We start from the raw sequence: 18999 nt of genomic DNA, 5'->3' as shown, positions 1-18999 counted from the left end.
CCCTTACACATAAAACAATTCCTTGTTAAGCAGGGACACGATGTGATTAAAGTCCTCGGGATTGGAGGCGAAATCCATGTTGTTCACGTCTATTTCCAAAATCTTGCCGTCCTCATAATTGCGGACAAAATCTTCGTAGTAATTATTGAGGCTAGTAAGATAGTCTGTTGAAATGTCGGCTTCAAAGTCACGTCCGCGTTTTCTGATCTGTGAAACCAGCTTGGGAATATCGGCTTTGAGGTAAATCAGAATGTCGGGCTGCGATACCGTGCGGATAATGGATTCGAATAGCAGCAGGTACGTTTTGTAATCGCGCTCGACGAGCACGCCTGACTCGTAAAGGTTTCTTGCAAAAATATAGGCATCCTCGTAAATGGTACGGTCCTGAACAATGGTAGAATAGGTCGTTTCCCGGATCGTCTGGACCTGTGCGAAACGGCTGTTGAGGAAGTATACTTGCAAATTGAACGCCCATCGTTCCATATCCTGGTAAAAATCAGCCAGATAGGGATTTCCTTCCACGGCCTCATACATGACTTCCCATTTGAAATAGTCACCCAGCATTTGGGTTAGTGTGGTTTTGCCGGCGCCGATGTTACCGATGATAGCGATGTGCATAAGGAATCAGGATGGTTGAGTTGAGGAACGAGTGCTTACAAAAATATGTATTTCAACGAATAAGCGGTCAGTTGCAAAACTGATTTTTGGCATTTTCTTAAAACTTGCATTATTCGTATATTTGCCGCTGATTTGGTGAAAGGAGCAGCGTTCCGGCGCCCGGCGCATTACATTGTCCTTTTCTCTTCGGATTTAATTAATTGATGATCAATGAAGCCTTACAGGGTTATCCTATATTATTATTACACACCCATCGCCGATCCCGACAGCTATCGCGATGAGCATCATCTCTTTTGCGTTGAAAATAACCTCCTGGGCCGCATCATCATCGCCCCGGAAGGCCTGAACGGCACGGTTTCGGGTACGCCTGAGCAATGCGAGGCCTATATGAATTACGTGCGTTCCGACGCCCGCTTTGCAGGTGTTCAATTTAAAGTGGAAGAGCACGACAGCGTTGCATTTCAGAAGCTGCATGTCCGCGTGAAGGATGAGATCGTGAACTCGGACCTACCCGTAAACCCGCTCGTGCGTACCGGCAAACACCTTGAACCGGCGGATTTCAAGGCCATGCTGAAAGACCCGGATGTGGTGCTGGTAGACATGCGTTCGGATTACGAACATGAGGTTGGCAAGTTCAAGGGTGCGATCACATTCGATATGCATAACCTGCGCGAGTTGCCCGACCACGTGCATGAGATCTCTCATTTGAAAGACAAAAAGGTGGTTACCTATTGCACCGGCGGCATTAAATGCGAGAAAGCCAGCGCTTACCTGCTGGATCAGGGCTTTACGGATGTTTATCAATTGCATGGCGGCATTATACGCTACGGACTGGAAGAAGGCGGCGAGGATTTCGATGGTAAATGCTATGTATTCGACAACCGCATTACCGTCGATGTCAATAGTGTAAACCCGACGGTGATCTCCAAATGCCATATTTGCGAAGAACCTTGCGACCGTATGGTGAATTGCGCCAACGCCGAATGCAACAATCACGTTCCCATTTGCGAGAACTGCGGATGGGAAATGGAAGGAACCTGTTCAGCTGAATGCAAGGCGCATCCCGGCAAACGCACTTATGACGGTACCGGCTACTATGTCGTCAACAGCAACAATTACCACCCGAGCCAGGGATTGAAAAGCCAGAAAAAGAATATCAGGAAAATGAAATTGGCATTGAAAACTGAATCGGCTTAGCCGGTTCAGTTCAATATTTTTTCGAGGATGTAATCGTTCATCCAGTAAGGCCCAATGGGAATATCCTGTTCGTCTACTACCTGGAAACCCATTTTTTCGTAGAAACTCCTGGCCTTGTTGTAGCGGTTCACGTTCAGCAAAAGCTCTGTTCCTCCCACCGACTTCACATAATTTTCAGTCTCGTGCAAAAGGTATTTACCCGCGCCTGTGCCTTGCGTCGCGGGGAGGACATATATTTTATGTAATTTAAACTTTCCGGGCTTTTCCTCAGATACGGCGGAAAACCCGACGGGCACGCCATCGCTCGTCAGGATCAGGAAATGCTGGCCGTCTTGCATTTGTTCTGTCAGGGAGCCAGACGAATATATTTTTTCGAACATATAATCGATCTGTTCCTTGCTAAGGATGTCACGGTAAGTGGGTTCCCATGTATTTTCCTGGATTGTAATAATAGTTGGTATATCCTCAACGGAGGCATGCATTGTTGCGAATGAAGGCATATTGCTTAAATTTGGCAGCTTGAAAAGCGCAAGTAAATATTTATTCACATAAAAACCTTGTTACTTCATCGGCAGAACGACGGCAGGAAAGCGTAAAGGCACCCGATAAGTAGAAATATATGAAACCCCTCATTTTAGTTACAAATGACGACGGAATAACGTCAAAAGGAATCCGGACACTCGTTGAAATCATGCAAACATTAGGCGAGGTAATCGTGGTCGCGCCCAACAGCCCGCAATCCGGGATGGGACATGCTATTACGATCGGTGAACCACTTCGACTGTATTCCACCCATATTTTTGAGGATGTAACAGAATACGAATGCTCGGGGACTCCCGCCGACTGTGTGAAGCTGGCTAAAAACTATGTGTTGCAGGACCGCAAGCCCGACCTTGTCGTGAGCGGCATCAACCACGGCAGCAACAGTTCTATCAGTGTATTGTACTCCGGCACCATGTCGGCGGCCATTGAAGCGGCAATAGAAGGTATTCCGGCGATCGGTTTTTCGCTTTGTGATTTCAGGGAGGATGCGGATTTCAGTCATGGCATACCCTTTATCAAATCGATTACAGAAGCTGCATTAAAGAACGGTATTCCAAACGGCATTGCATTGAATGTAAACATTCCTGCCAAATCGGATTTACCACTCAAAGGAGTAAAAGTTTGCCGTCAGGCACATGCCAAATGGCAGGAGAAATTTGATTACCGTGTCGACCCTAATGGTCGCGGCTACCTTTGGATGGCCGGGGAGTTTATCAATTTCGATACTGAAAAAGAAGATACCGATGTCTGGGCACTGGATAATAACTATATCTCGGTGGTGCCATGTCAATATGATCTGACAGAGTATGAAGCATTGAAAAAGCTATCGACCTGGGATTTGTAATTTAACAACAGCTATGGCATTAGTAGGCAGTTTATTAAAGAAAGGCATTCATTTCAGCAACATCGTTGCCAACCGCCGCAAGGCAAGTTTACACCAGCAGCAAAAGAAAACCCTGGCCAAACTTCTGGCCAAGGCCAGATATACCGAGTTCGGCGAGAAATATAATTTCGACGAACTGCTTTCCTCGATTCTCTTCGGCGAAAAAGGGGCATTCTATGACCTCTACAAGCGTACCGTACCAGTCTACGATTACAACAAGATATTCAACGAGTGGTGGCACAAATCGCTCGAAGGCGAGAAAGACGTTTGCTGGCCTGGAACAATCAAATACTATGCATTGAGCTCCGGTACCTCAGAATCTGCTTCAAAACAGATTCCGGTCACGAAGGCGATGACCAAGGCCATTCAGAAGACGAGTATCCGTCAGATCCTTTCGTTAGGCCATTACAAAGACCTCCCGCCGGATCTGTACGAAAAAGGCTTCCTGATGCTCAGCGGCAGTACCAACCTCAACCCGCACGATACCGGAAGCCTGGCAGGTGATTTGAGCGGTATACAAATCCAGCAGATCCCGCGTTGGTTCCGGCCCTATTACAAGCCCGGCCAAAAAATTGCAGCCCAGCGTGACTGGGGTTTGAAGCTGGAAGAGATTACCCGCGTTGCGAGCGAATGGGACATTGGTTTCGTAGTGGGTGTGCCGGCCTGGATTCAGTTGCTGTTTGAAAAAATCATTGCACATTATAAAGTAGACAACATTCACGACATATGGCCGAATTTGCAGGTCTTTGCGCATGGAGGCGTTTCTTTTGAGCCTTACCGTAAAGGTTTCGAGAAGCTGCTGGGCAAGCCGATGCATTACATCAACACGTACCTGGCTTCCGAAGGCTTCATCGCCTATCAGACGCGGCCCGGCGCGGAGGGAATGGAGCTGGTTTGTGATAATGGCATATTTTTCGAATTTATTCCATTCACGCCGAAAAATTTCGATGCCGACGGCACTATGCTAGAAAATCCCGAAACGATGATGATCGATCAGGTGGAGGAAGGAAAAGAATATGCATTGCTACTCTCGACCTGCTCGGGCGCCTGGCGTTATTTGATCGGTGACACGCTAAAATTTGTCGACAAAACGCGCGGTGAAATCGTGATCACCGGCCGCACCAAGCATTACCTGAGCCTTTGCGGCGAGCACCTTTCGGTGGATAATATGAATAAGGCCATCGACCTGGTTTCTCGGGAAATGGGTATTTCGGTGAAAGAATTTACCGTTTGCGGCATCGAGCACGGCAGCTTATTCGCCCATGATTGGTATGTGGGTGTGGAAGAATCCGATGTAGATACACAAGTGCTTAGAGAAAAACTCGATGCCAAACTCGCTGAGCTGAACGACGACTACGCCGTTGAGCGCAGGCATGCATTAAAAGAAGTTTTTGTAACCGTATTGCCCAACCAGGCATTCTACGACTGGATGGAATCCAAAGGAAAGCTCGGCGGACAAAATAAATTTCCGCGTGTTTTCAAAAAAGACCTGATTAGCGACTGGAAGAGTTTCCTAAAGGCCGAGGGGTACATCAAGGGATAACTCCTATTTTAAAAAATTGGTATAAGCAATCTGACAGGCGATGAGAATAAAAACCACGCCTGTCACTTTGTTAAACAGGGTCACCACTTTGGGTGTAAAAATACGTTTCAAGCGGTGTGCAAATACCGCAATGGCACTCTCTACCAAAAATACTGCAATCACGCTCGCCGAGAAGAATAGTAACACCTGGTTCAGGTTGTAATGCAAATTCGTGCGAATGTAGGAAGCGATGGTCACCCAGCTAATGAAATTCACCGGATTAAGGCCATTGAGCAAAAAACCAGTCGTGAAATAGTACAGAAAGTTTCCAAAACGTGTCTGCGGTTCGGCGATCTGGGGTTGGCCTTTAATGATGTTGCTTAAACCTAATGCAATCAGGAAAATAACACCCGCGCCAGCCATCCATTTCTGGAAGTTTGGTATATCAGGCAATAATGCCGTTCCGAAAATGGCGAAGAAAACGAAGATAATGTCGCATACAAACACGCCCAGAGCGATTTTAATACCGGTGCGGTACCCATTATCGACGCTGTTTTGGACTAGTGAAAAGAAGACAGTCCCGAAAGTAAGGCATAATGCTACACCTGTCAGCGTCCCGTAAAACAATGCTTGCAGCATATCAGATACCTTTCAGTCTGGCAGTCATTAAAATGGCAGCTACCGAAAGCGAATCGGTGATTTCGGACCGCATGACCATTTCTACTGCTTCTTTTAAAGGCAATTTCCATACCTGTAACTCCTCGGTTTCTTCCGGCTCGGCCTGGTCCTGAATGAGATCTTCGGCAATGTAGAGAAACCCTTCCTCGTTGGTAGCTGAATTGGATGTGTGAATGCGGGCAAGTTTGGTCCATTTGGCTGCGACAAGGCCGGTCTCCTCTTTCAATTCGCGTTTGGCGCCTTCGAGCGGATCGACGCCCAGGACCCCGCCACCTTCCGGGATCTCCCAGGAATATTCGTCGATGGCGTAACGAAATTGGCCCACGAGATAAATGTTGTCGTCGTTGTCCACCGGGATCACCCCTATTGCCTGGTTTTTGAATTTGACCAAACCGTAAATGCCTTTGTTACCCGACGGGTTAATCACGTCACGGTGACTGAGTTCCAGCCAGGCATTCTCATAAACGGTTTCAGACGTTAGTGTTTTCCAATTATTTTCAGTGGATATAACCCGCATTTTCTTAGTATTTTTGACACCTCATTGACAAATCTCAAATGCAAATAAACCAAAATAAGCTTAAACAACGTCTTATCATGCTGTCTTTTGTAGCCAGCATCCTGTTGACGGGATTGAAGTTTTTTGCATTCTATCTTACTTCCTCCAACGCTATTCTCAGCGATGCGCTCGAATCGATTATCAATGTAATCGCCAGCGGTTTTGCTTTCTACAGCGTCTATCTTTCGTCTCAACCCAAAGACCGGAACCATCCTTATGGCCATGGCAAAGTCGAGTTTTTCTCGGCTGGTTTCGAGGGGGCGTTAATTATCATCGCATCGATATTCATTGTCGTGGAAGCGGTCAAAAGGCTGATGGAACCGGCTCCGATCCAGAATCTCGCGGCAGGTTCCGGCTTCATTCTTTTTACGATCTTTGTAAACACTGCTATTGGTTACAAATTGCTTACGGAAGGCCGCCGGGTCAATTCGCTGGCGCTGGTCGCCGATGGGCGACATTTAATGTCCGACAGCATCAGCAGCGTCGTTTTGATTTTAAGTGTTGGATTGATCATGTTAACCGGCTATACCTGGATTGATAGCGTCGCTTCGCTCCTATTCGGTGTTTTTCTGGCTTACAGCGGCTCCCATCTCGTGAGCAAATCGGTAGCCGGGCTGATGGACGCCACTGATGAAGCGCTGTTGGAAAAGGTGATCCAGGTTTTGAATGAAAATAAAAAGGATGAATGGATCGACGTGCATAACCTGCGCGTGCAGCAATACGGTTCCGATCTGCATATCGACTGCCATTTGACATTACCTTACTATTGGGAGCTGCAAAAAGTACACGAAACAATCCACGATTTCGAGAACATCCTCAAAGGCTCCCAACCGGGCGAAACGGAAATTTTCGTGCACGCCGATCCATGCGTGTACCAATGTTGCTACTTTTGCAGGATCGACAATTGTCCCGTGCGCCAGCATACTTTCGTACAGGACATCGAATGGGACGCAGCCAAGCTTACCAAAAACGAGAAGCTGTACCGCGAAGCCAGAATTAATATTCAGGAATAATAATCAAATCTAAATTCTAACCAATCATGGACTTTTCCCGTCGCGATTTCCTTAAACAAGCCGGTGCTACTGCGCTTGCTGCCACTGCATTCTCAGACCTGTTTGCCGAACCGGCAGCCAAAAAACTCTGGTTTGACATATCTTTGGCCGAATGGTCGCTGCACAAGGCCCTTTTCGCGAAAAAACTGACCAACCTCGATTTTCCTGAGCTGGCTAAAAAAGAGTTCGGTATCTCGATCGTAGAATACGTAAACCAGTTCTTTAAAGACAAAGCAGAAGACAAAACATACCTGGCCGAGTTACTGAAAAGAGCAAAAGACAATGGCGTAAGCAACCACCTGATCATGATCGACGGAGAAGGTGGCCTGGGCGAGCTGGACGCTGCGGTACGTAACAAAGCGGTTGAAAACCATTACAAATGGGTGGAAGCGGCGAAATATTTGGGTTGTAAAACCATCCGTGTGAATGCATTCGGAAAAGGTTCAGACGAAGAAATCGCAAAAGCTGCGGTAGATGGTCTGGGTAAGCTGGGTGAGTTTGCGGCGAAAACTGGCATCAATGTGATCGTTGAAAACCATGGTGGTTCGTCTTCGAACGGCAAATGGTTGTCGGGTGTGATGAAGCAGGTGAACCTGAAAAATGTGGGTACTCTTCCTGATTTTGGCAACTTCTGTATCAAACGTTCTGCGACCGGCTGCGAGGAGTCGTATGACCGTTACCAGGGAACGCAGGAGCTGCTGCCTTTCGCAAAAGGCGTGAGTGCGAAAACTTATGATTTCGATGAGAAAGGTAACTGCATTGAGACTGATTATACTAAAATCCTGAAAATCGTAAAAGCGAGCGGTTTCAAAGGTATTGCGGGTATTGAATATGAAGGAAGCAAACTTTCGGAATATGAGGGCATTAAGGCTACAAAGGCACTGTTAGAGCGTGTGGGGCCGACTGTTTAATATTTTCGATCCGATATAACTAACAACGCCTGACAAGATTTTTGTCAGGCATTGTTAGTTTATAGTCAGCTGTTTTGATGAAAATCTTAGATGTGGTTTTTAAAAGTTGTATGGAGTTTGCAGCGTGTTAGGCGTAGTCTGTGACTACGTCCAAGTGACGTCGGTCTCCGACTACTCCTAACTCCCTACTACATTCCCAAATAGCTCAAAAATTCCTTTTTCGTGGTCTCTTCCTCAAACTTACCGCCATAGTACGCCGTTACGGTCGAGCTACCGGAGTCGCGTATCCCGCGTGACTGGACGCACATGTGCTGTGCGTCGATTACCACGGCAATATCCTCAGTTTGCAATGCTTGTTTCAATTCATTGGCAATCTGCACGGTAAGTCGCTCCTGCACTTGCGGACGTTTGGAATAATACTCCACAATCCGGTTCAGTTTCGACAGACCAATCACTTTTCCGCTGGAAATATAAGCGACGTGTGCCTTGCCGTAAATGGGTACAAAATGATGTTCGCAGTTGGAGAATACTGAAATATCTTTTTCTACGAGCATTTGGTTGTACTTATATTTATTATCAAAAAGTGCAATCGCAGGCTTGTTCTTGGGATCCAGGCCGCTGAAAACCTCCTTAATATACATTTTCGCAACGCGCTTGGGTGTCCCTTTCAGACTATCATCTGTCATATCCAGACCCATAATCTCCATGATATGACGGAAATGCTTCTCGATAAGCTCCATTTTGAGCTCGTCTTCCATGGCAAAGGCGTCCTTGCGGAGAGGAGTTTCTATACCTGAAAACAAATGGTCGTCACCAACCTCTTCGATGTCCAAAGCTTCACTGGACTGGATACTCGACAAAATTCCGTTCTGTTTCATACAATCTGATCTTCAGGTCCAGGCCTGAATCAATTTTGGGTCTTAAAATTGAATAAATGACGATCGCAATGTTTTCTGCGGTCGGATTAAGGGCTTTGAATTCTTCAACGTCGAGATTCAGGTTCCGGTGATCAAACCGGTCGATGACTGATTCCTTCAATATGGCGCTCAGGACTTTCATATCCATCACATAGCCTGTTTTCGGGTCCAGAGGGCCTGTAACTTGCACAATCAGCTCGTAATTATGTCCGTGAAAGCTGGGATTGTTGCATTTCCCAAAAACCTCCTCGTTCCTTTCCTCCGACCATTCCGGATTGTGAAGACGATGGGCCGCATTAAAGTGCTCCTTACGGAACACTGCCACCTTTTGCACCATATTTTAAACCACTTAAATTTTAATTTGCCTCAGGTGTCGTTACAAAGTTTGTGTCCAACACACCTAACGGTTCGAGCTTGCTGTGAATCGCTCTCAGGAGTCTCTTGCTTTGGGTAAACGCTGGAAGCTAGCAAATTGTTCAACAGGATGCTATTTCATGTTTCTTCAAAGCACTCGTTCTGTCATTTTTAATTAATAAAAAAATTTAAAAATCTGGCTTTTGCGTGTAAATTGCAACCCGGAAGTCCCGAAGACCAAATAATCTTCTACATTCTGACTTGATGAGTTTTATCAGATTCCGAAATTGGGTTCTGTGAAAAGATTCGATCTGCAATGACTTTCCCATGAGGTTCCAGACAATATGTGCGGAAATCGCAGACAAATCTATGAGGCTCTGGCCTGAATGATGAATATTGAGTATTATAACAACCAAATATAACCAACACCATAACCCGACAACCTAATCCAATTCGACTTAAATGAGCAAAAAGAACAATTACCTGGGTCCCCTCTTCATTATCGGCATTCTTTTCTTTGTGATGGGTTTCGTCACATGGGTCAACGGAACACTGATCACCTTCTTCAAAAAAGCATTTTCACTCGATAACACCAGTTCTTACCTGGTAACCTTCGCTTTTTTCATCTCCTACACGGTCATGGCCATCCCTTGCTCGATGGTTCTGAAAAAGACAGGTTTTAAAAATGGTATGTCGCTCGCTCTCGGCGTGATGGCAATAGGAACTCTGATATTCATCCCGGCAGCGGAAATGGCTTCTTATCCGTTGTTTCTGGTAGGCTTGTTCACGATCGGTATCGGTCTTACCGTACTCCAAACGGCTTCCAATCCTTATGCTACCATCCTCGGCCCGCGCGAAAGTGCCGCGCAACGGATCAGTATCATGGGTATCGCCAACAAATCGGCCGGTATTTTCAGCCAGATTATTTTTGGTAAACTGCTTCTTGCAGGTGCATCTACTGGCGATCCGAAGTCGGAGCTCGACAAAGTGGCTATGCCATACCTGGTGCTGACAGCGGTGCTGGTGGTATTGGCACTTGTTATCAGGATGTCGAAAGGTTTGGTAGAAGTGAGCGAGGAAGAAGAAGAAGCGCCTTCTGTTGCAAATCAGGTGATCGTTCAAAAAACCAGCGTTTTACAATTCCCCAACCTTGTTCTCGGGGTGCTGGCGTTGTTCTGCTACGTTGGTGCGGAAGTGATTGCGGGTGATACGATTATCAGCTACGGCATTTCGCTGGGCTTTCCCGAGGAAGAAGCAAGGCTTTTCGGTACCTACACGCTATATGGTATGATGACTGGCTATTTGCTCGGTATCGTATTGATTCCCAAATATGTATCACAACAGGCATATCTCAAATTCTCTGCCATTCTCGGTCTGATTGTGACGGTTGTCGCTATCAACTCTACCGGTTTCACCTCCGTCATTTGTATCGCGATCCTTGGTTTTGCCAACGCGGTGATCTGGCCTGCATTGTGGCCTTTGGCTCTGAGCGGCTTGGGTAAATTCACAAAAATTGCCTCAGCACTGCTTGTAATGGGTATTTCCGGTGGCGCCGTACTACCTTTGATATATGGAAGCATCGCCGACTCGATCGGAAGTACGCAGAAAGCTTACTGGATTTTGGTTCCACTTTACATTTACATGCTGTATTTCGGCTTTGCAGGCCACAAAAAGAAAAGCTGGTAGTTCATGAGGATTTCGACTCCCGGCCGCATTTGCCTTTTCGGGGAACACCAGGATTACCTGGGGCTCCCCGTTATCGCGGCGGCCATATCACGAAGGATTAGCGTCGAAGGCGCTCATCGTGATGACAATAAAATAAACCTAAACCTCCCCGATCTGGGCTCGAAAGAAGAATTTTCGCTCGATACAACTTTCCCATACGTCAAGCAGCGCGACTATTTCCGGAGCACGATCAATGTTGTCAAAAGAAAGGGATTAACATTCTCAAAAGGCTTCGAGGTAACGATCCACGGCAATATTCCGATCAATTCGGGAACATCCAGCTCCTCGGCGCTGATCGTTTCCTGGGCACATTTCCTGGACAAGCTGAGCGATAATCCGCTCAATTTTTCCAAAAAAGAACTAGGAGAAATCGCCAACGCGGCCGAAGTGCTCGAATTCGGCGAGCCGGGCGGGATGATGGACAACTATTCTACCGCGATCGGAAATGTCATCTACCTCGAATCGACGCCCGTCATTAAAGTGGAGGCGTTGACGCCCAAGCTGGGAACATTCGTTCTCGGCGATTCGCTGGAACCGAAGGATACGTTGGGCATTATAGCCCGTTGCCGTTATGGAATGGAAGAGGTCATCAAAATCGTCACAGATCGCGATCCTTCGTTTTCCATTTTCACGACACCGGTCGAAAAATTGACCGACTACAAGTCGTTTCTGTCGACTGACCAGCTAGGCCTGCTCAAAGCAAATATCGAAGACCGGGACATTCTCGTCGAGGGCAAAGCACTTTTGATCGCCAGCGCGGAAAACCACATCAGTCAGAACTTCGACAAACATTTCGGAAGCCTGCTCTATAAACACTACGAAAACCTTCGCGACCATAAGCGCACTTCCACCCCCAAAATCGAACGTATGATGAATGCAGCGCTAAATGCGGGTGCATTGGGCGGGAAAATCAACGGCTCGGGCGGAGGCGGTTGCATGTTCGTCTATGCTCCTACGCATGCGGAGGAAGTGGCCGAAGCCATCGAGCGAGAAGGTGGAAAGAGTTATATCATTACAGTAGACGAAGGCACCCGGATCGAAGGATAATAGATCGATCCGGGTGCTTTATCACCTTGTCACTCAACCAGCACCCGTTTCGTTTCCACCGTACCGTCTGCGAAAGTAGCTTTCAATAAATACGTCCCTTTTAAACCCGCTTTCAACTTAATTGCTGTCATATTTCCCTCAGCGTCAGGCAAATAATTCTCCACAATCCGCTGCCGCTCGTCAAGCAGGTTCAACTTGACCATTTTGTTGGCAGCATTATCCAGATTAACCGCGCGGATATCACCCCCAACTTCAGCGGATATGGAAATGACGCCTTCATCCCGAACGGGATTTGGATACACCTGCATTTTGGCACCATTTAGCTTAAAGAATGTGAACGAATACCGTGGTGTTCCACAGAGACTGATGGAAAGACCTCCATTGTTAGTAGGGCCATTGAATGTAAAATTCACCACTCCTGAATTCTGATTATTAATGATGGTACTTCCTGCTGTGGGGCTGAAAGTTGGGCCGGTATCCGGGTCGAGTCCCCAGAAAATTTGCATATTATGCGCACCCCAGGTTGTCGTTTGAAAGCTGCCGGAGATCAGCTTGCCATCCAGATAAACGCTTGTCAGCGGTGGTGCGTAGTTACAGGTCCAGTAAGTGGAAGGAAGTCCGTAGCCAGGTGGGACGTCGCCGGGATTATGCTTCACCAACGGTCCCGGGCCAAATTTTGAAATAAATTTACCTGCCTGGTAGGTTGTCACCGCCGAATGATCGCCCGTATACCGGACTCGCATTTTCCCCTGAGATCCACTGTAATTTCCCTGCACATAGCTAGGATTCCCACCTCCCACGTACGGGGTAACACCACCATCCGGCGCAAGAATTACGACCTGGTTACCACCGGTTGAGACATGCCAGGCATAACCATGGCAATTATATTGCCTCGAATAATTTCCGATAACTTCGCAACTTGGGCCATACAAGCCGTTCATAACAGAGATTTGTGCTGCTTGTAATTCTACATTGGTATTCGGTGAAGCATTAGGATACACGGTCACCGCGGCCGGAGGAAGTTGGACGCCATTTGGTGTGAAGACTTGCGCTTCCGAAACACCATTCCAAAAACAACACACAAGTATTATCGTAAAAATCTGTTTCATAGTTTAATATTTGAGAGTTGCCAATACGGCGGCGAGCTTTCTGTTATCCTGAAAATCCCTATAATCTATTCCCAATGAGTCAAATGGAACTCCCATGCAATTAAAGACATGGCCGATGGGCGTACAGTCCGTTGGATGTGAAATGCCCAGAAATTGTTGGCCGTCGTAGATATAAACAGCAACATAATGTCCCATCGGGTCCTGATGTAGTTTAAGTTCGTCCACGATCCACGGGACGGTCTCCAATGATTCCTTAGTAAAACAAGGCTGATCAATATTTTCAAGGCCGCCATCTTCGACGCACGCAGCCATTACGCTTAAAACAAACAAGGTTGTAATACCAAGCGTCCTCTGAATTTTCCTTCTATTCATGACTATTTAAGTTTTAGTAAAAGTTTGTCAATGCCTTTCTACGAACCGATCGAAATGAGCCAGCAGCGACGTAACAATGCTGCTATTAGTCACAATCAGCTTTTTTTCAAAGAGGTCAATGCCTTCTTTGCTCAGGATATCTTGTGGGATTTCATAGCCGAGGTTCTTGGCCAAACGATAAAAAACGAGTGCAGATGTCGCAAAGCTGGTGCCGCCGAAAAAGCCAGTCAAACGTGTTTTTACCAGCAGTTTGTCATGGATTTGCTTCAAATAGATCGTGCCCTCTTCTCCCGATATTTTGCTCAGAAGTTTCTGATCCGTCATCAGCAATTCCAGTCCAGTCCATTTTAGCGTATAATTTCCTATTTGAACGGAATCTCTCATCTGTTTGACTTTCGTAAAATCTTCGCGGGTATAAACCTCGGCAAGCGTTTCCACAGCGTCTTTTCGGGCAACAAATGCTTCATAACCGTTGAACCCCTCGAGCGAAAAACCCATCCCGTCAATCGGGCTGTCGTGAAGCACATAACTCCGAAAAAACGGATGCTCCATCGTGATCAGCAGCAATTCCTCCGTACTCAAAGTGTTGAGGTCAATTCCCGTGATCTGGCAGGCGTTCTGCCGCTCTTCCACGGACGTAAGTGCACTCCAGCATTCGGTGCCCGGCTTGCAGGGATAGTTCCACCGCAAGGTCTGCCCTGCTGCGCCGAATGAAAGTAAAGTGATGATTAAACAAAGACTGGCTTTCGTCATATAGCTCTGGTTTACATGGTTGATAATCATGCAGAATCTCACCCGACTGGGCGATTGGTAAACCGGAACATTGAGCTATTGAATTGCCGACACTTAGTAGCATCGGGCATTGCAAATATTTAACTTTTCAAATACAAAACATCACCATTCCGGCTTGAAAATACCATATTGAATGCCGATCCTTAGGCTGGAAGTCACCTCGTCACTCAACCAGCACCCGTTTTGTTTCCACCGTACCGTCTGCGAAAGTAGCTTTCAAAAAATACGTCCCTTTTAAACCCGCTTTCAACTTGATTGCTGTCATATTTCCCTCAGCGTCAGGTAAATAATTCTCCACAATCCGCTGCTGCTCGTCAAGCAGGTTCAACTTGACCATTTTATTGGCAGCATTATCCAGATTAACCGCGCGGATATCAACCTCAGCGGATACGGAAATGACACCTTCATCTTGAACAGGATTTGGATAAACCTGCATTTTAGCACCATTCAGCTTAAAGAATGTGAACGAATACCTTGGCGCTCCGCAATACGCAATCGAAAGACCGCCATTGTTCGAAGGACCCGAAAAGGTGAAGTTTACAACGCCTAGACCTTGATTATTAATGATGGTACTACCTGCCGTTGAACTAAAAACAGGCCCGGAATCCGGATCCAGCCCCGCGAAGATCTGCATATTGTGCGCACCCCATGTTGTAGTTTGGAAGCTGCCGGAGATTAGCTTGCCATCCAGGTAGACACTGGTCAGTGGCGGGGCATAGTTGCAGGCCCAGTAGCTAGCTGGGGTGCCATAACCAGGTATAACGTCATTAGCATTATGTTTTACTAGCGGTCCAGGGCCAAACTTTGAAATATACTTACCTGCTTCATATGTGGTGACCGCAGAGTGATCTCCTGAATATCGAACTCTAAGCTTGCCTTGCGTGCCATTGTAATTCGTCTGAAAATAGCTTGGATTTACTCCTGCAATATATGGCGTCACACCACTGTGCATTGGTTGATCTATACAAATTTGATTACCTCCGGTTGAAACATGCCAAGCATAGCCATGACAATTATACTGTCTCGAATAATTTGCCAAAATCACACAACTCGCGCCGTAAAATCCATTCTGAATATCGTTTTGCAGCGATTGCAGTTGCGGATTCGAAGTAGAACCTGCATTGGGATAAACAAACAAAGCGGAAACCGGTACCGCAACGCCATTTGGCGTGTTGACCTGCCCGTACGCACCTTGATTCATCATCGCGATAAGCGAGAGATACACAATAAACTGTTTCATAGGGTCAGTATTTACCTTCCAATAATATTGCGGTTAACTCCACATGATCGTAAAACTCGTTGTAATTGATATCCAGTTCGCCTATTTTCTTTCCAGCACAGTTAAATATATATGACATGGGTGAAGACAATGATGGATTCTCAAAAGCAAGAAAATCCTGACCGCGATAACGATATACAGCTACGCGTAATGCACCCTCCTTTGGCACCTGAAACCAAGCCAACTGATCTTTAATCCACGGAACAGTTTGAAGAGATTCTTTGGTGAAACAAGGTTCGCTGGCTTCATTCTCCTTTATTTCAGTCTGCGTGCAAGACGCGCCAAAAAATAAGACCGCTATTATCAGAATTGACAGCAGCTTGTTGACAGGAACGGTTTGACGTCCGTTTGTTTGGGTAGATGTTTTCATGATTCTGGTTTAATACACCTTAATGATTACGTACGTATTCTGCAAACTTATCCAGCAGCATTTCAACCTGTCTTATATCCGTCATTACTAATCTGTCTTGAAACGGCTTAATGCTCTCCGGTTTGAAATAGCTCTCTAATATTCCGAAACCTAATGATCGCATCAACTGGTAAAAGATGTAAGCGCTGGTTGCGTCCGAAATGCCTCCAAACACATCCCGATAATTCTGTTTAACGAGTAACTGCCGATGCCAACGTTTTAAGAAATCGATTTTCTCGTGTGACGACATCTGAGTCAAAAGTGCCTCGTCACTCATGATCAGCTCCAAGCCGATCCATTTGAGCGAGTATGCCCCCATTTCAGCGCTGTCTGGCATGGATTGGAGTTTGCTGAAATCTTCCCTGAAATAGACTTCGCGCAGTGCTTTCATGGCGTCAGGACGTCGTTTGAATTCCAGATATCCATTGAAATCCTCTAATGCAAAGCCCAATCCTTCGAGCGGACTGTCATGTGCGATGTAACTCCGAAAAAACGGATGCTCCATCGTGATCAACAGCAATTCCTCTGTACTCAAAGTGTTGAGTTCAATTCCCGTGATCTGGCAGGCGTTCTGCCGCTCTTCCACGGACGTAAGTGCATTCCAGCATTCGGTGCCTGGTTTGCAGGGATAATTCCATCGCAAGGTTTGCCCTGGCGCGCCGAATGAAAATAATGTGATGATTAAACATAGACCGGTTTTCTTCATATAGCTCTGGTTTACATGGTAGACAAATACATGCATCATCTCACCCGACTGGGCGATTGGGAAACCGGAACATTGAGCTATTGATGGCCGTTGCCGGATAGCAGCGGGCGTCACAAATATTTAACTTTTCAAATACAAAACATCACCATTCCGGCTTGATATGATCCTGCGGCTGGAATAGAGCGACGAACGGCAATTATGCAACGGATTTACACTTCAATAAGCGTCGGTTACAAAGCCTCAGACGTAAATTGGTAAAAATGCACCATTGGGATTCCAATTGTGTTTTAGTTTTAAGACCTTTGTCGATATGACCCATTCAATGACCGTGATCACACCTTCTGAACAAAAGACCAATATATACTGCCCCTCGCTGACCGCCTATGAACGGCGTCGGACGATCACTATCAACATCGGGGATCTGCCGATGGGCTCCGATTACCCGATCCGCGTGCAGTCCATGACGACCGTGGATACGATGGATACGCAGGGCTCGATCGATGAGGTAATCCGGATGGTAGAATCGGGCTGCGAGTATGTGCGCATTACCGCACCGAGTGTGAAGGAAGCTCAAAATCTTGAAAATATCCGTAATGGATTACGGAAGCTGGGCATTCAGGTGCCGCTGATCGCCGATATCCACTTTACACCCAATGCAGCCGAACTGGCTGCGCGCATCGTCGAAAAGGTACGCATTAATCCGGGTAATTATGCCGACCGCAAGCGTTTTGAAGTGATCGATTACACCGATGCCTCCTACGCCGCCGAGCTAGAAAGGATCAGGGACAAATTCATCCCGTTGGTCAGAATCTGTAAGGAATATGGCACTGCGATGCGCATTGGAACGAACCACGGTTCGCTTTCCGACCGCATTTTGAGCCGTTACGGTGATACACCGCTGGGTATGGTGGAGTCGGCGCTGGAATTCCTGCGGATTTGCGAAGAATTCAACTATTACAACATCGCATTGTCGATGAAATCCAGCAACACACAGGTGATGGTGGAAGCTTATCGTTTGCTTGTGCAACGGCTGGATGAGGAAGGTTTGAAACCTTACCCATTACATTTGGGTGTGACCGAGGCTGGTGAGGCGGAAGATGGCCGGATCAAATCGGCGGTCGGGATCGGTACATTGCTGGAAGATGGCTTGGGCGATACCGTCCGTGTTTCGCTGACTGAGGCGCCGGAGAAAGAAGCACCGGTCGCGCGCGCGCTGATCGAACGCTACACGTCACGTACGCAGCACGCACCTATCGAGCCGATCGACCATTGTCCCATTAATCCGTTTCAATACACCCGTCGCGACACGCGCGAAGTCTACAACATCGGCCATCTGAACGTACCGCGTGTGATTGCCGACTATTCGAATATCGCTATTCAGCAACTGGATGACCTCAAAAGCATCGGTCACTTCTTCCTGCCCGTGCCGGATAAATGGGCGATGAACGACCAGGGTGCTGATTTTATTTATACCGGAAAACAACCGGCACCTTTTATGTTACCGAATGGCTTGCGTGAGATTTTGGATCAACAGCAATGGCAAACGCACGCTGAAAGACACAATAAATTCCCGCTTTTTGATGTAGCAGAATGGAATGCAGCAACTGAAATTTCGCCTCAACTGAATTTTATCAAAGGCAATATACACACGTTCGACTTAGCATTCCTGGAACAGCTTTCCGGCAAAAACAACATTGTACTCGTACTGCAAACGGATAATGCGCACGCAATGCCCGAAATGCGCCGGTTCTTTTATAAACTAACCGAACTTCAGATCAAAGTGCCAGTCATTATTCAACGCGCATATCGAACGGATCTCGAAGATAAATTGACGCTATATTCCGCAACCGACATTGGCGGTTTGCTGGTGGATGGTTTTGGCGATGGAACGTTACTTTCGCCGACATTTGCGGCCGACGCACAACATGCCGACAAGCTGAAATCAGCCGCTTCCTATAACAGCATTGCATTCGGCATATTGCAGGCGGCGCGCACGCGGATGTCCAAAACGGAATATATATCCTGCCCTTCCTGCGGCCGCACGCTGTTCGATTTGCAGGAAACCACGGCGATGATCCGCAAGCATACTGAGCATTTGAAAGGCGTTAAAATAGGCATTATGGGCTGCATTGTGAACGGCCCGGGCGAAATGGCCGATGCCGATTATGGGTATGTAGGTATGGGCAAGGATAAAATAGCGCTGTACCGCGGACAAGAGGTGATCAAGCGGTCGGTACATTCGTCCAAAGCGGTGGAGGAACTGATCGAACTGATCCGGGAGGATGGCCGGTGGATTGAACCTGAGGAGCGTGAAATTTTGGTTTAAACA

The 18999-nt window shown here is 47.0% G+C and carries 20 protein-coding genes; 8 read left to right on the top strand and 12 right to left on the bottom strand.

Annotated features, from left to right (window positions below; genetic code table 11):
- Nucleotides 1-3: 3 nt before the first annotated feature.
- Entirely contained in the window at nucleotides 4-618 is a 615-nt protein-coding gene (locus LZD49_RS02245) for a deoxynucleoside kinase (protein WP_234665685.1), read from the bottom strand.
- A gap of 210 nt (nucleotides 619-828) precedes the next feature.
- Here LZD49_RS02245 and LZD49_RS02240 point away from each other — a divergent pair, with 210 nt between their 5' ends.
- Nucleotides 829-1815 (top strand): rhodanese-related sulfurtransferase, encoded by a 987-nt coding sequence (locus LZD49_RS02240; RefSeq protein WP_234665684.1) that lies wholly within the window; start codon nucleotides 829-831, stop codon nucleotides 1813-1815.
- A 5-nt stretch (nucleotides 1816-1820) separates the two neighbouring features.
- On the opposite strand, the gene LZD49_RS02235 is transcribed toward LZD49_RS02240, so the two are convergent.
- Entirely contained in the window at nucleotides 1821-2315 is a 495-nt protein-coding gene (locus LZD49_RS02235) for a GNAT family N-acetyltransferase (protein WP_234665683.1), read from the bottom strand.
- A 119-nt stretch (nucleotides 2316-2434) separates the two neighbouring features.
- Here LZD49_RS02235 and surE point away from each other — a divergent pair, with 119 nt between their 5' ends.
- Both surE and LZD49_RS02225 read left to right on the top strand, forming a co-directional pair.
- The gene (gene surE / locus LZD49_RS02230) at nucleotides 2435-3202 is read left to right on the top strand and encodes a 5'/3'-nucleotidase SurE (RefSeq protein WP_234665682.1); all 768 of its coding nucleotides are present in this window, start codon (nucleotides 2435-2437) and stop codon (nucleotides 3200-3202) included.
- 13 nt (nucleotides 3203-3215) lie between these two features.
- The gene (locus LZD49_RS02225) at nucleotides 3216-4784 is read left to right on the top strand and encodes a GH3 auxin-responsive promoter family protein (RefSeq protein WP_234665681.1); all 1569 of its coding nucleotides are present in this window, start codon (nucleotides 3216-3218) and stop codon (nucleotides 4782-4784) included.
- A 3-nt stretch (nucleotides 4785-4787) separates the two neighbouring features.
- On the opposite strand, the gene LZD49_RS02220 is transcribed toward LZD49_RS02225, so the two are convergent.
- Both LZD49_RS02220 and LZD49_RS02215 read right to left on the bottom strand, forming a co-directional pair.
- Complete coding sequence (locus LZD49_RS02220) at nucleotides 4788-5402, bottom strand: LysE family translocator (RefSeq protein WP_234665680.1); 615 nt, start codon at nucleotides 5400-5402, stop codon at nucleotides 4788-4790.
- Between the two features lies 1 nt (nucleotide 5403).
- Nucleotides 5404-5958: an NUDIX hydrolase gene (locus LZD49_RS02215; RefSeq protein WP_234665679.1), complete on the bottom strand. Its 555-nt coding sequence runs from the start codon at nucleotides 5956-5958 to the stop codon at nucleotides 5404-5406.
- Between the two features lie 38 nt (nucleotides 5959-5996).
- Here LZD49_RS02215 and LZD49_RS02210 point away from each other — a divergent pair, with 38 nt between their 5' ends.
- Nucleotides 5997-7010 carry a cation diffusion facilitator family transporter gene (locus tag LZD49_RS02210; protein WP_234665678.1) on the top strand — a complete coding sequence of 338 codons (1014 nt, stop codon included), beginning with the start codon at nucleotides 5997-5999 and terminating at the stop codon, nucleotides 7008-7010.
- A gap of 26 nt (nucleotides 7011-7036) precedes the next feature.
- Nucleotides 7037-7960 carry a sugar phosphate isomerase/epimerase gene (locus tag LZD49_RS02205; protein WP_234665677.1) on the top strand — a complete coding sequence of 308 codons (924 nt, stop codon included), beginning with the start codon at nucleotides 7037-7039 and terminating at the stop codon, nucleotides 7958-7960.
- A gap of 188 nt (nucleotides 7961-8148) precedes the next feature.
- Here LZD49_RS02205 and folE read toward each other — a convergent pair whose 3' ends face one another.
- Nucleotides 8149-8838 (bottom strand): GTP cyclohydrolase I FolE, encoded by a 690-nt coding sequence (folE, locus tag LZD49_RS02200; protein ID WP_234665676.1) that lies wholly within the window; start codon nucleotides 8836-8838, stop codon nucleotides 8149-8151.
- Nucleotides 8798-9214 (bottom strand): 6-carboxytetrahydropterin synthase, encoded by a 417-nt coding sequence (locus LZD49_RS02195; protein WP_234665675.1) that lies wholly within the window; start codon nucleotides 9212-9214, stop codon nucleotides 8798-8800. The genes folE and LZD49_RS02195 overlap by 41 nt, the downstream gene beginning before the upstream one ends.
- Nucleotides 9215-9693: 479 nt before the next feature.
- Between LZD49_RS02195 and LZD49_RS02190 the strand changes: the two genes are divergently transcribed.
- Nucleotides 9694-10917, top strand: coding sequence for a sugar MFS transporter (locus LZD49_RS02190; RefSeq protein WP_234665674.1), 1224 nt, complete (start codon nucleotides 9694-9696; stop codon nucleotides 10915-10917).
- Nucleotides 10918-10920: 3 nt separating this feature from the next.
- Nucleotides 10921-12003, top strand: a complete 1083-nt coding sequence (locus LZD49_RS02185) for a galactokinase family protein (protein WP_234665673.1) — start codon at nucleotides 10921-10923, stop codon at nucleotides 12001-12003.
- Nucleotides 12004-12032: 29 nt separating this feature from the next.
- On the opposite strand, the gene LZD49_RS02180 is transcribed toward LZD49_RS02185, so the two are convergent.
- The 6 genes from LZD49_RS02180 to LZD49_RS02155 form a co-directional block, all read right to left on the bottom strand.
- Nucleotides 12033-13112: a T9SS C-terminal target domain-containing protein gene (locus tag LZD49_RS02180; protein WP_234665672.1), complete on the bottom strand. Its 1080-nt coding sequence runs from the start codon at nucleotides 13110-13112 to the stop codon at nucleotides 12033-12035.
- 3 nt (nucleotides 13113-13115) lie between these two features.
- Nucleotides 13116-13484, bottom strand: a complete 369-nt coding sequence (locus LZD49_RS02175) for a hypothetical protein (protein ID WP_234665671.1) — start codon at nucleotides 13482-13484, stop codon at nucleotides 13116-13118.
- Between the two features lie 27 nt (nucleotides 13485-13511).
- Nucleotides 13512-14237 (bottom strand): hypothetical protein, encoded by a 726-nt coding sequence (locus tag LZD49_RS02170; RefSeq protein WP_234665670.1) that lies wholly within the window; start codon nucleotides 14235-14237, stop codon nucleotides 13512-13514.
- A gap of 202 nt (nucleotides 14238-14439) precedes the next feature.
- The gene (locus LZD49_RS02165; RefSeq protein WP_234665669.1) at nucleotides 14440-15516 is read right to left on the bottom strand and encodes a T9SS type A sorting domain-containing protein; all 1077 of its coding nucleotides are present in this window, start codon (nucleotides 15514-15516) and stop codon (nucleotides 14440-14442) included.
- A 4-nt stretch (nucleotides 15517-15520) separates the two neighbouring features.
- A complete protein-coding gene (locus LZD49_RS02160) occupies nucleotides 15521-15925 on the bottom strand; it encodes a hypothetical protein (protein ID WP_234665668.1) in 405 nt (134 codons plus the stop codon).
- A 19-nt stretch (nucleotides 15926-15944) separates the two neighbouring features.
- The gene (locus tag LZD49_RS02155) at nucleotides 15945-16670 is read right to left on the bottom strand and encodes a hypothetical protein (protein WP_234665667.1); all 726 of its coding nucleotides are present in this window, start codon (nucleotides 16668-16670) and stop codon (nucleotides 15945-15947) included.
- A gap of 310 nt (nucleotides 16671-16980) precedes the next feature.
- On the opposite strand from LZD49_RS02155, the gene ispG reads away from it, so the two are divergent.
- On the top strand, nucleotides 16981-18996 hold the full coding sequence (gene ispG / locus LZD49_RS02150; RefSeq protein ID WP_234665666.1) for a (E)-4-hydroxy-3-methylbut-2-enyl-diphosphate synthase: 2016 nt from the start codon (nucleotides 16981-16983) through the stop codon (nucleotides 18994-18996).
- The last annotated feature ends 3 nt before the right edge of the window (nucleotides 18997-18999 follow it).

This window comes from Dyadobacter sp. CY261, assembly GCF_021440085.1.
Classification (GTDB): Bacteria; Bacteroidota; Bacteroidia; order Cytophagales; family Spirosomataceae; genus Dyadobacter.
This window is presented reverse-complemented; position numbering and strand designations above follow the sequence as displayed.

Bases quoted from the DNA above. Each gene is read 5' to 3' on its own strand.
- LZD49_RS02245 (WP_234665685.1), bottom strand. From the start codon at position 618: ATGCACATCGCTATCATCGGTAACATCGGCGCCGGCAAAACCACACTA.
- LZD49_RS02240 (WP_234665684.1), top strand. From the start codon at position 829: ATGAAGCCTTACAGGGTTATCCTATATTATTATTACACACCCATCGCC.
- LZD49_RS02235 (WP_234665683.1), bottom strand. From the start codon at position 2,315: ATGCCTTCATTCGCAACAATGCATGCCTCCGTTGAGGATATACCAACT.
- surE (WP_234665682.1), top strand. From the start codon at position 2,435: ATGAAACCCCTCATTTTAGTTACAAATGACGACGGAATAACGTCAAAA.
- LZD49_RS02225 (WP_234665681.1), top strand. From the start codon at position 3,216: ATGGCATTAGTAGGCAGTTTATTAAAGAAAGGCATTCATTTCAGCAAC.
- LZD49_RS02220 (WP_234665680.1), bottom strand. From the start codon at position 5,402: ATGCTGCAAGCATTGTTTTACGGGACGCTGACAGGTGTAGCATTATGC.
- LZD49_RS02215 (WP_234665679.1), bottom strand. From the start codon at position 5,958: ATGCGGGTTATATCCACTGAAAATAATTGGAAAACACTAACGTCTGAA.
- LZD49_RS02210 (WP_234665678.1), top strand. From the start codon at position 5,997: ATGCAAATAAACCAAAATAAGCTTAAACAACGTCTTATCATGCTGTCT.
- LZD49_RS02205 (WP_234665677.1), top strand. From the start codon at position 7,037: ATGGACTTTTCCCGTCGCGATTTCCTTAAACAAGCCGGTGCTACTGCG.
- folE (WP_234665676.1), bottom strand. From the start codon at position 8,838: ATGAAACAGAACGGAATTTTGTCGAGTATCCAGTCCAGTGAAGCTTTG.
- LZD49_RS02195 (WP_234665675.1), bottom strand. From the start codon at position 9,214: ATGGTGCAAAAGGTGGCAGTGTTCCGTAAGGAGCACTTTAATGCGGCC.
- LZD49_RS02190 (WP_234665674.1), top strand. From the start codon at position 9,694: ATGAGCAAAAAGAACAATTACCTGGGTCCCCTCTTCATTATCGGCATT.
- LZD49_RS02185 (WP_234665673.1), top strand. From the start codon at position 10,921: ATGAGGATTTCGACTCCCGGCCGCATTTGCCTTTTCGGGGAACACCAG.
- LZD49_RS02180 (WP_234665672.1), bottom strand. From the start codon at position 13,112: ATGAAACAGATTTTTACGATAATACTTGTGTGTTGTTTTTGGAATGGT.
- LZD49_RS02175 (WP_234665671.1), bottom strand. From the start codon at position 13,484: ATGAATAGAAGGAAAATTCAGAGGACGCTTGGTATTACAACCTTGTTT.
- LZD49_RS02170 (WP_234665670.1), bottom strand. From the start codon at position 14,237: ATGACGAAAGCCAGTCTTTGTTTAATCATCACTTTACTTTCATTCGGC.
- LZD49_RS02165 (WP_234665669.1), bottom strand. From the start codon at position 15,516: ATGAAACAGTTTATTGTGTATCTCTCGCTTATCGCGATGATGAATCAA.
- LZD49_RS02160 (WP_234665668.1), bottom strand. From the start codon at position 15,925: ATGAAAACATCTACCCAAACAAACGGACGTCAAACCGTTCCTGTCAAC.
- LZD49_RS02155 (WP_234665667.1), bottom strand. From the start codon at position 16,670: ATGAAGAAAACCGGTCTATGTTTAATCATCACATTATTTTCATTCGGC.
- ispG (WP_234665666.1), top strand. From the start codon at position 16,981: ATGACCCATTCAATGACCGTGATCACACCTTCTGAACAAAAGACCAAT.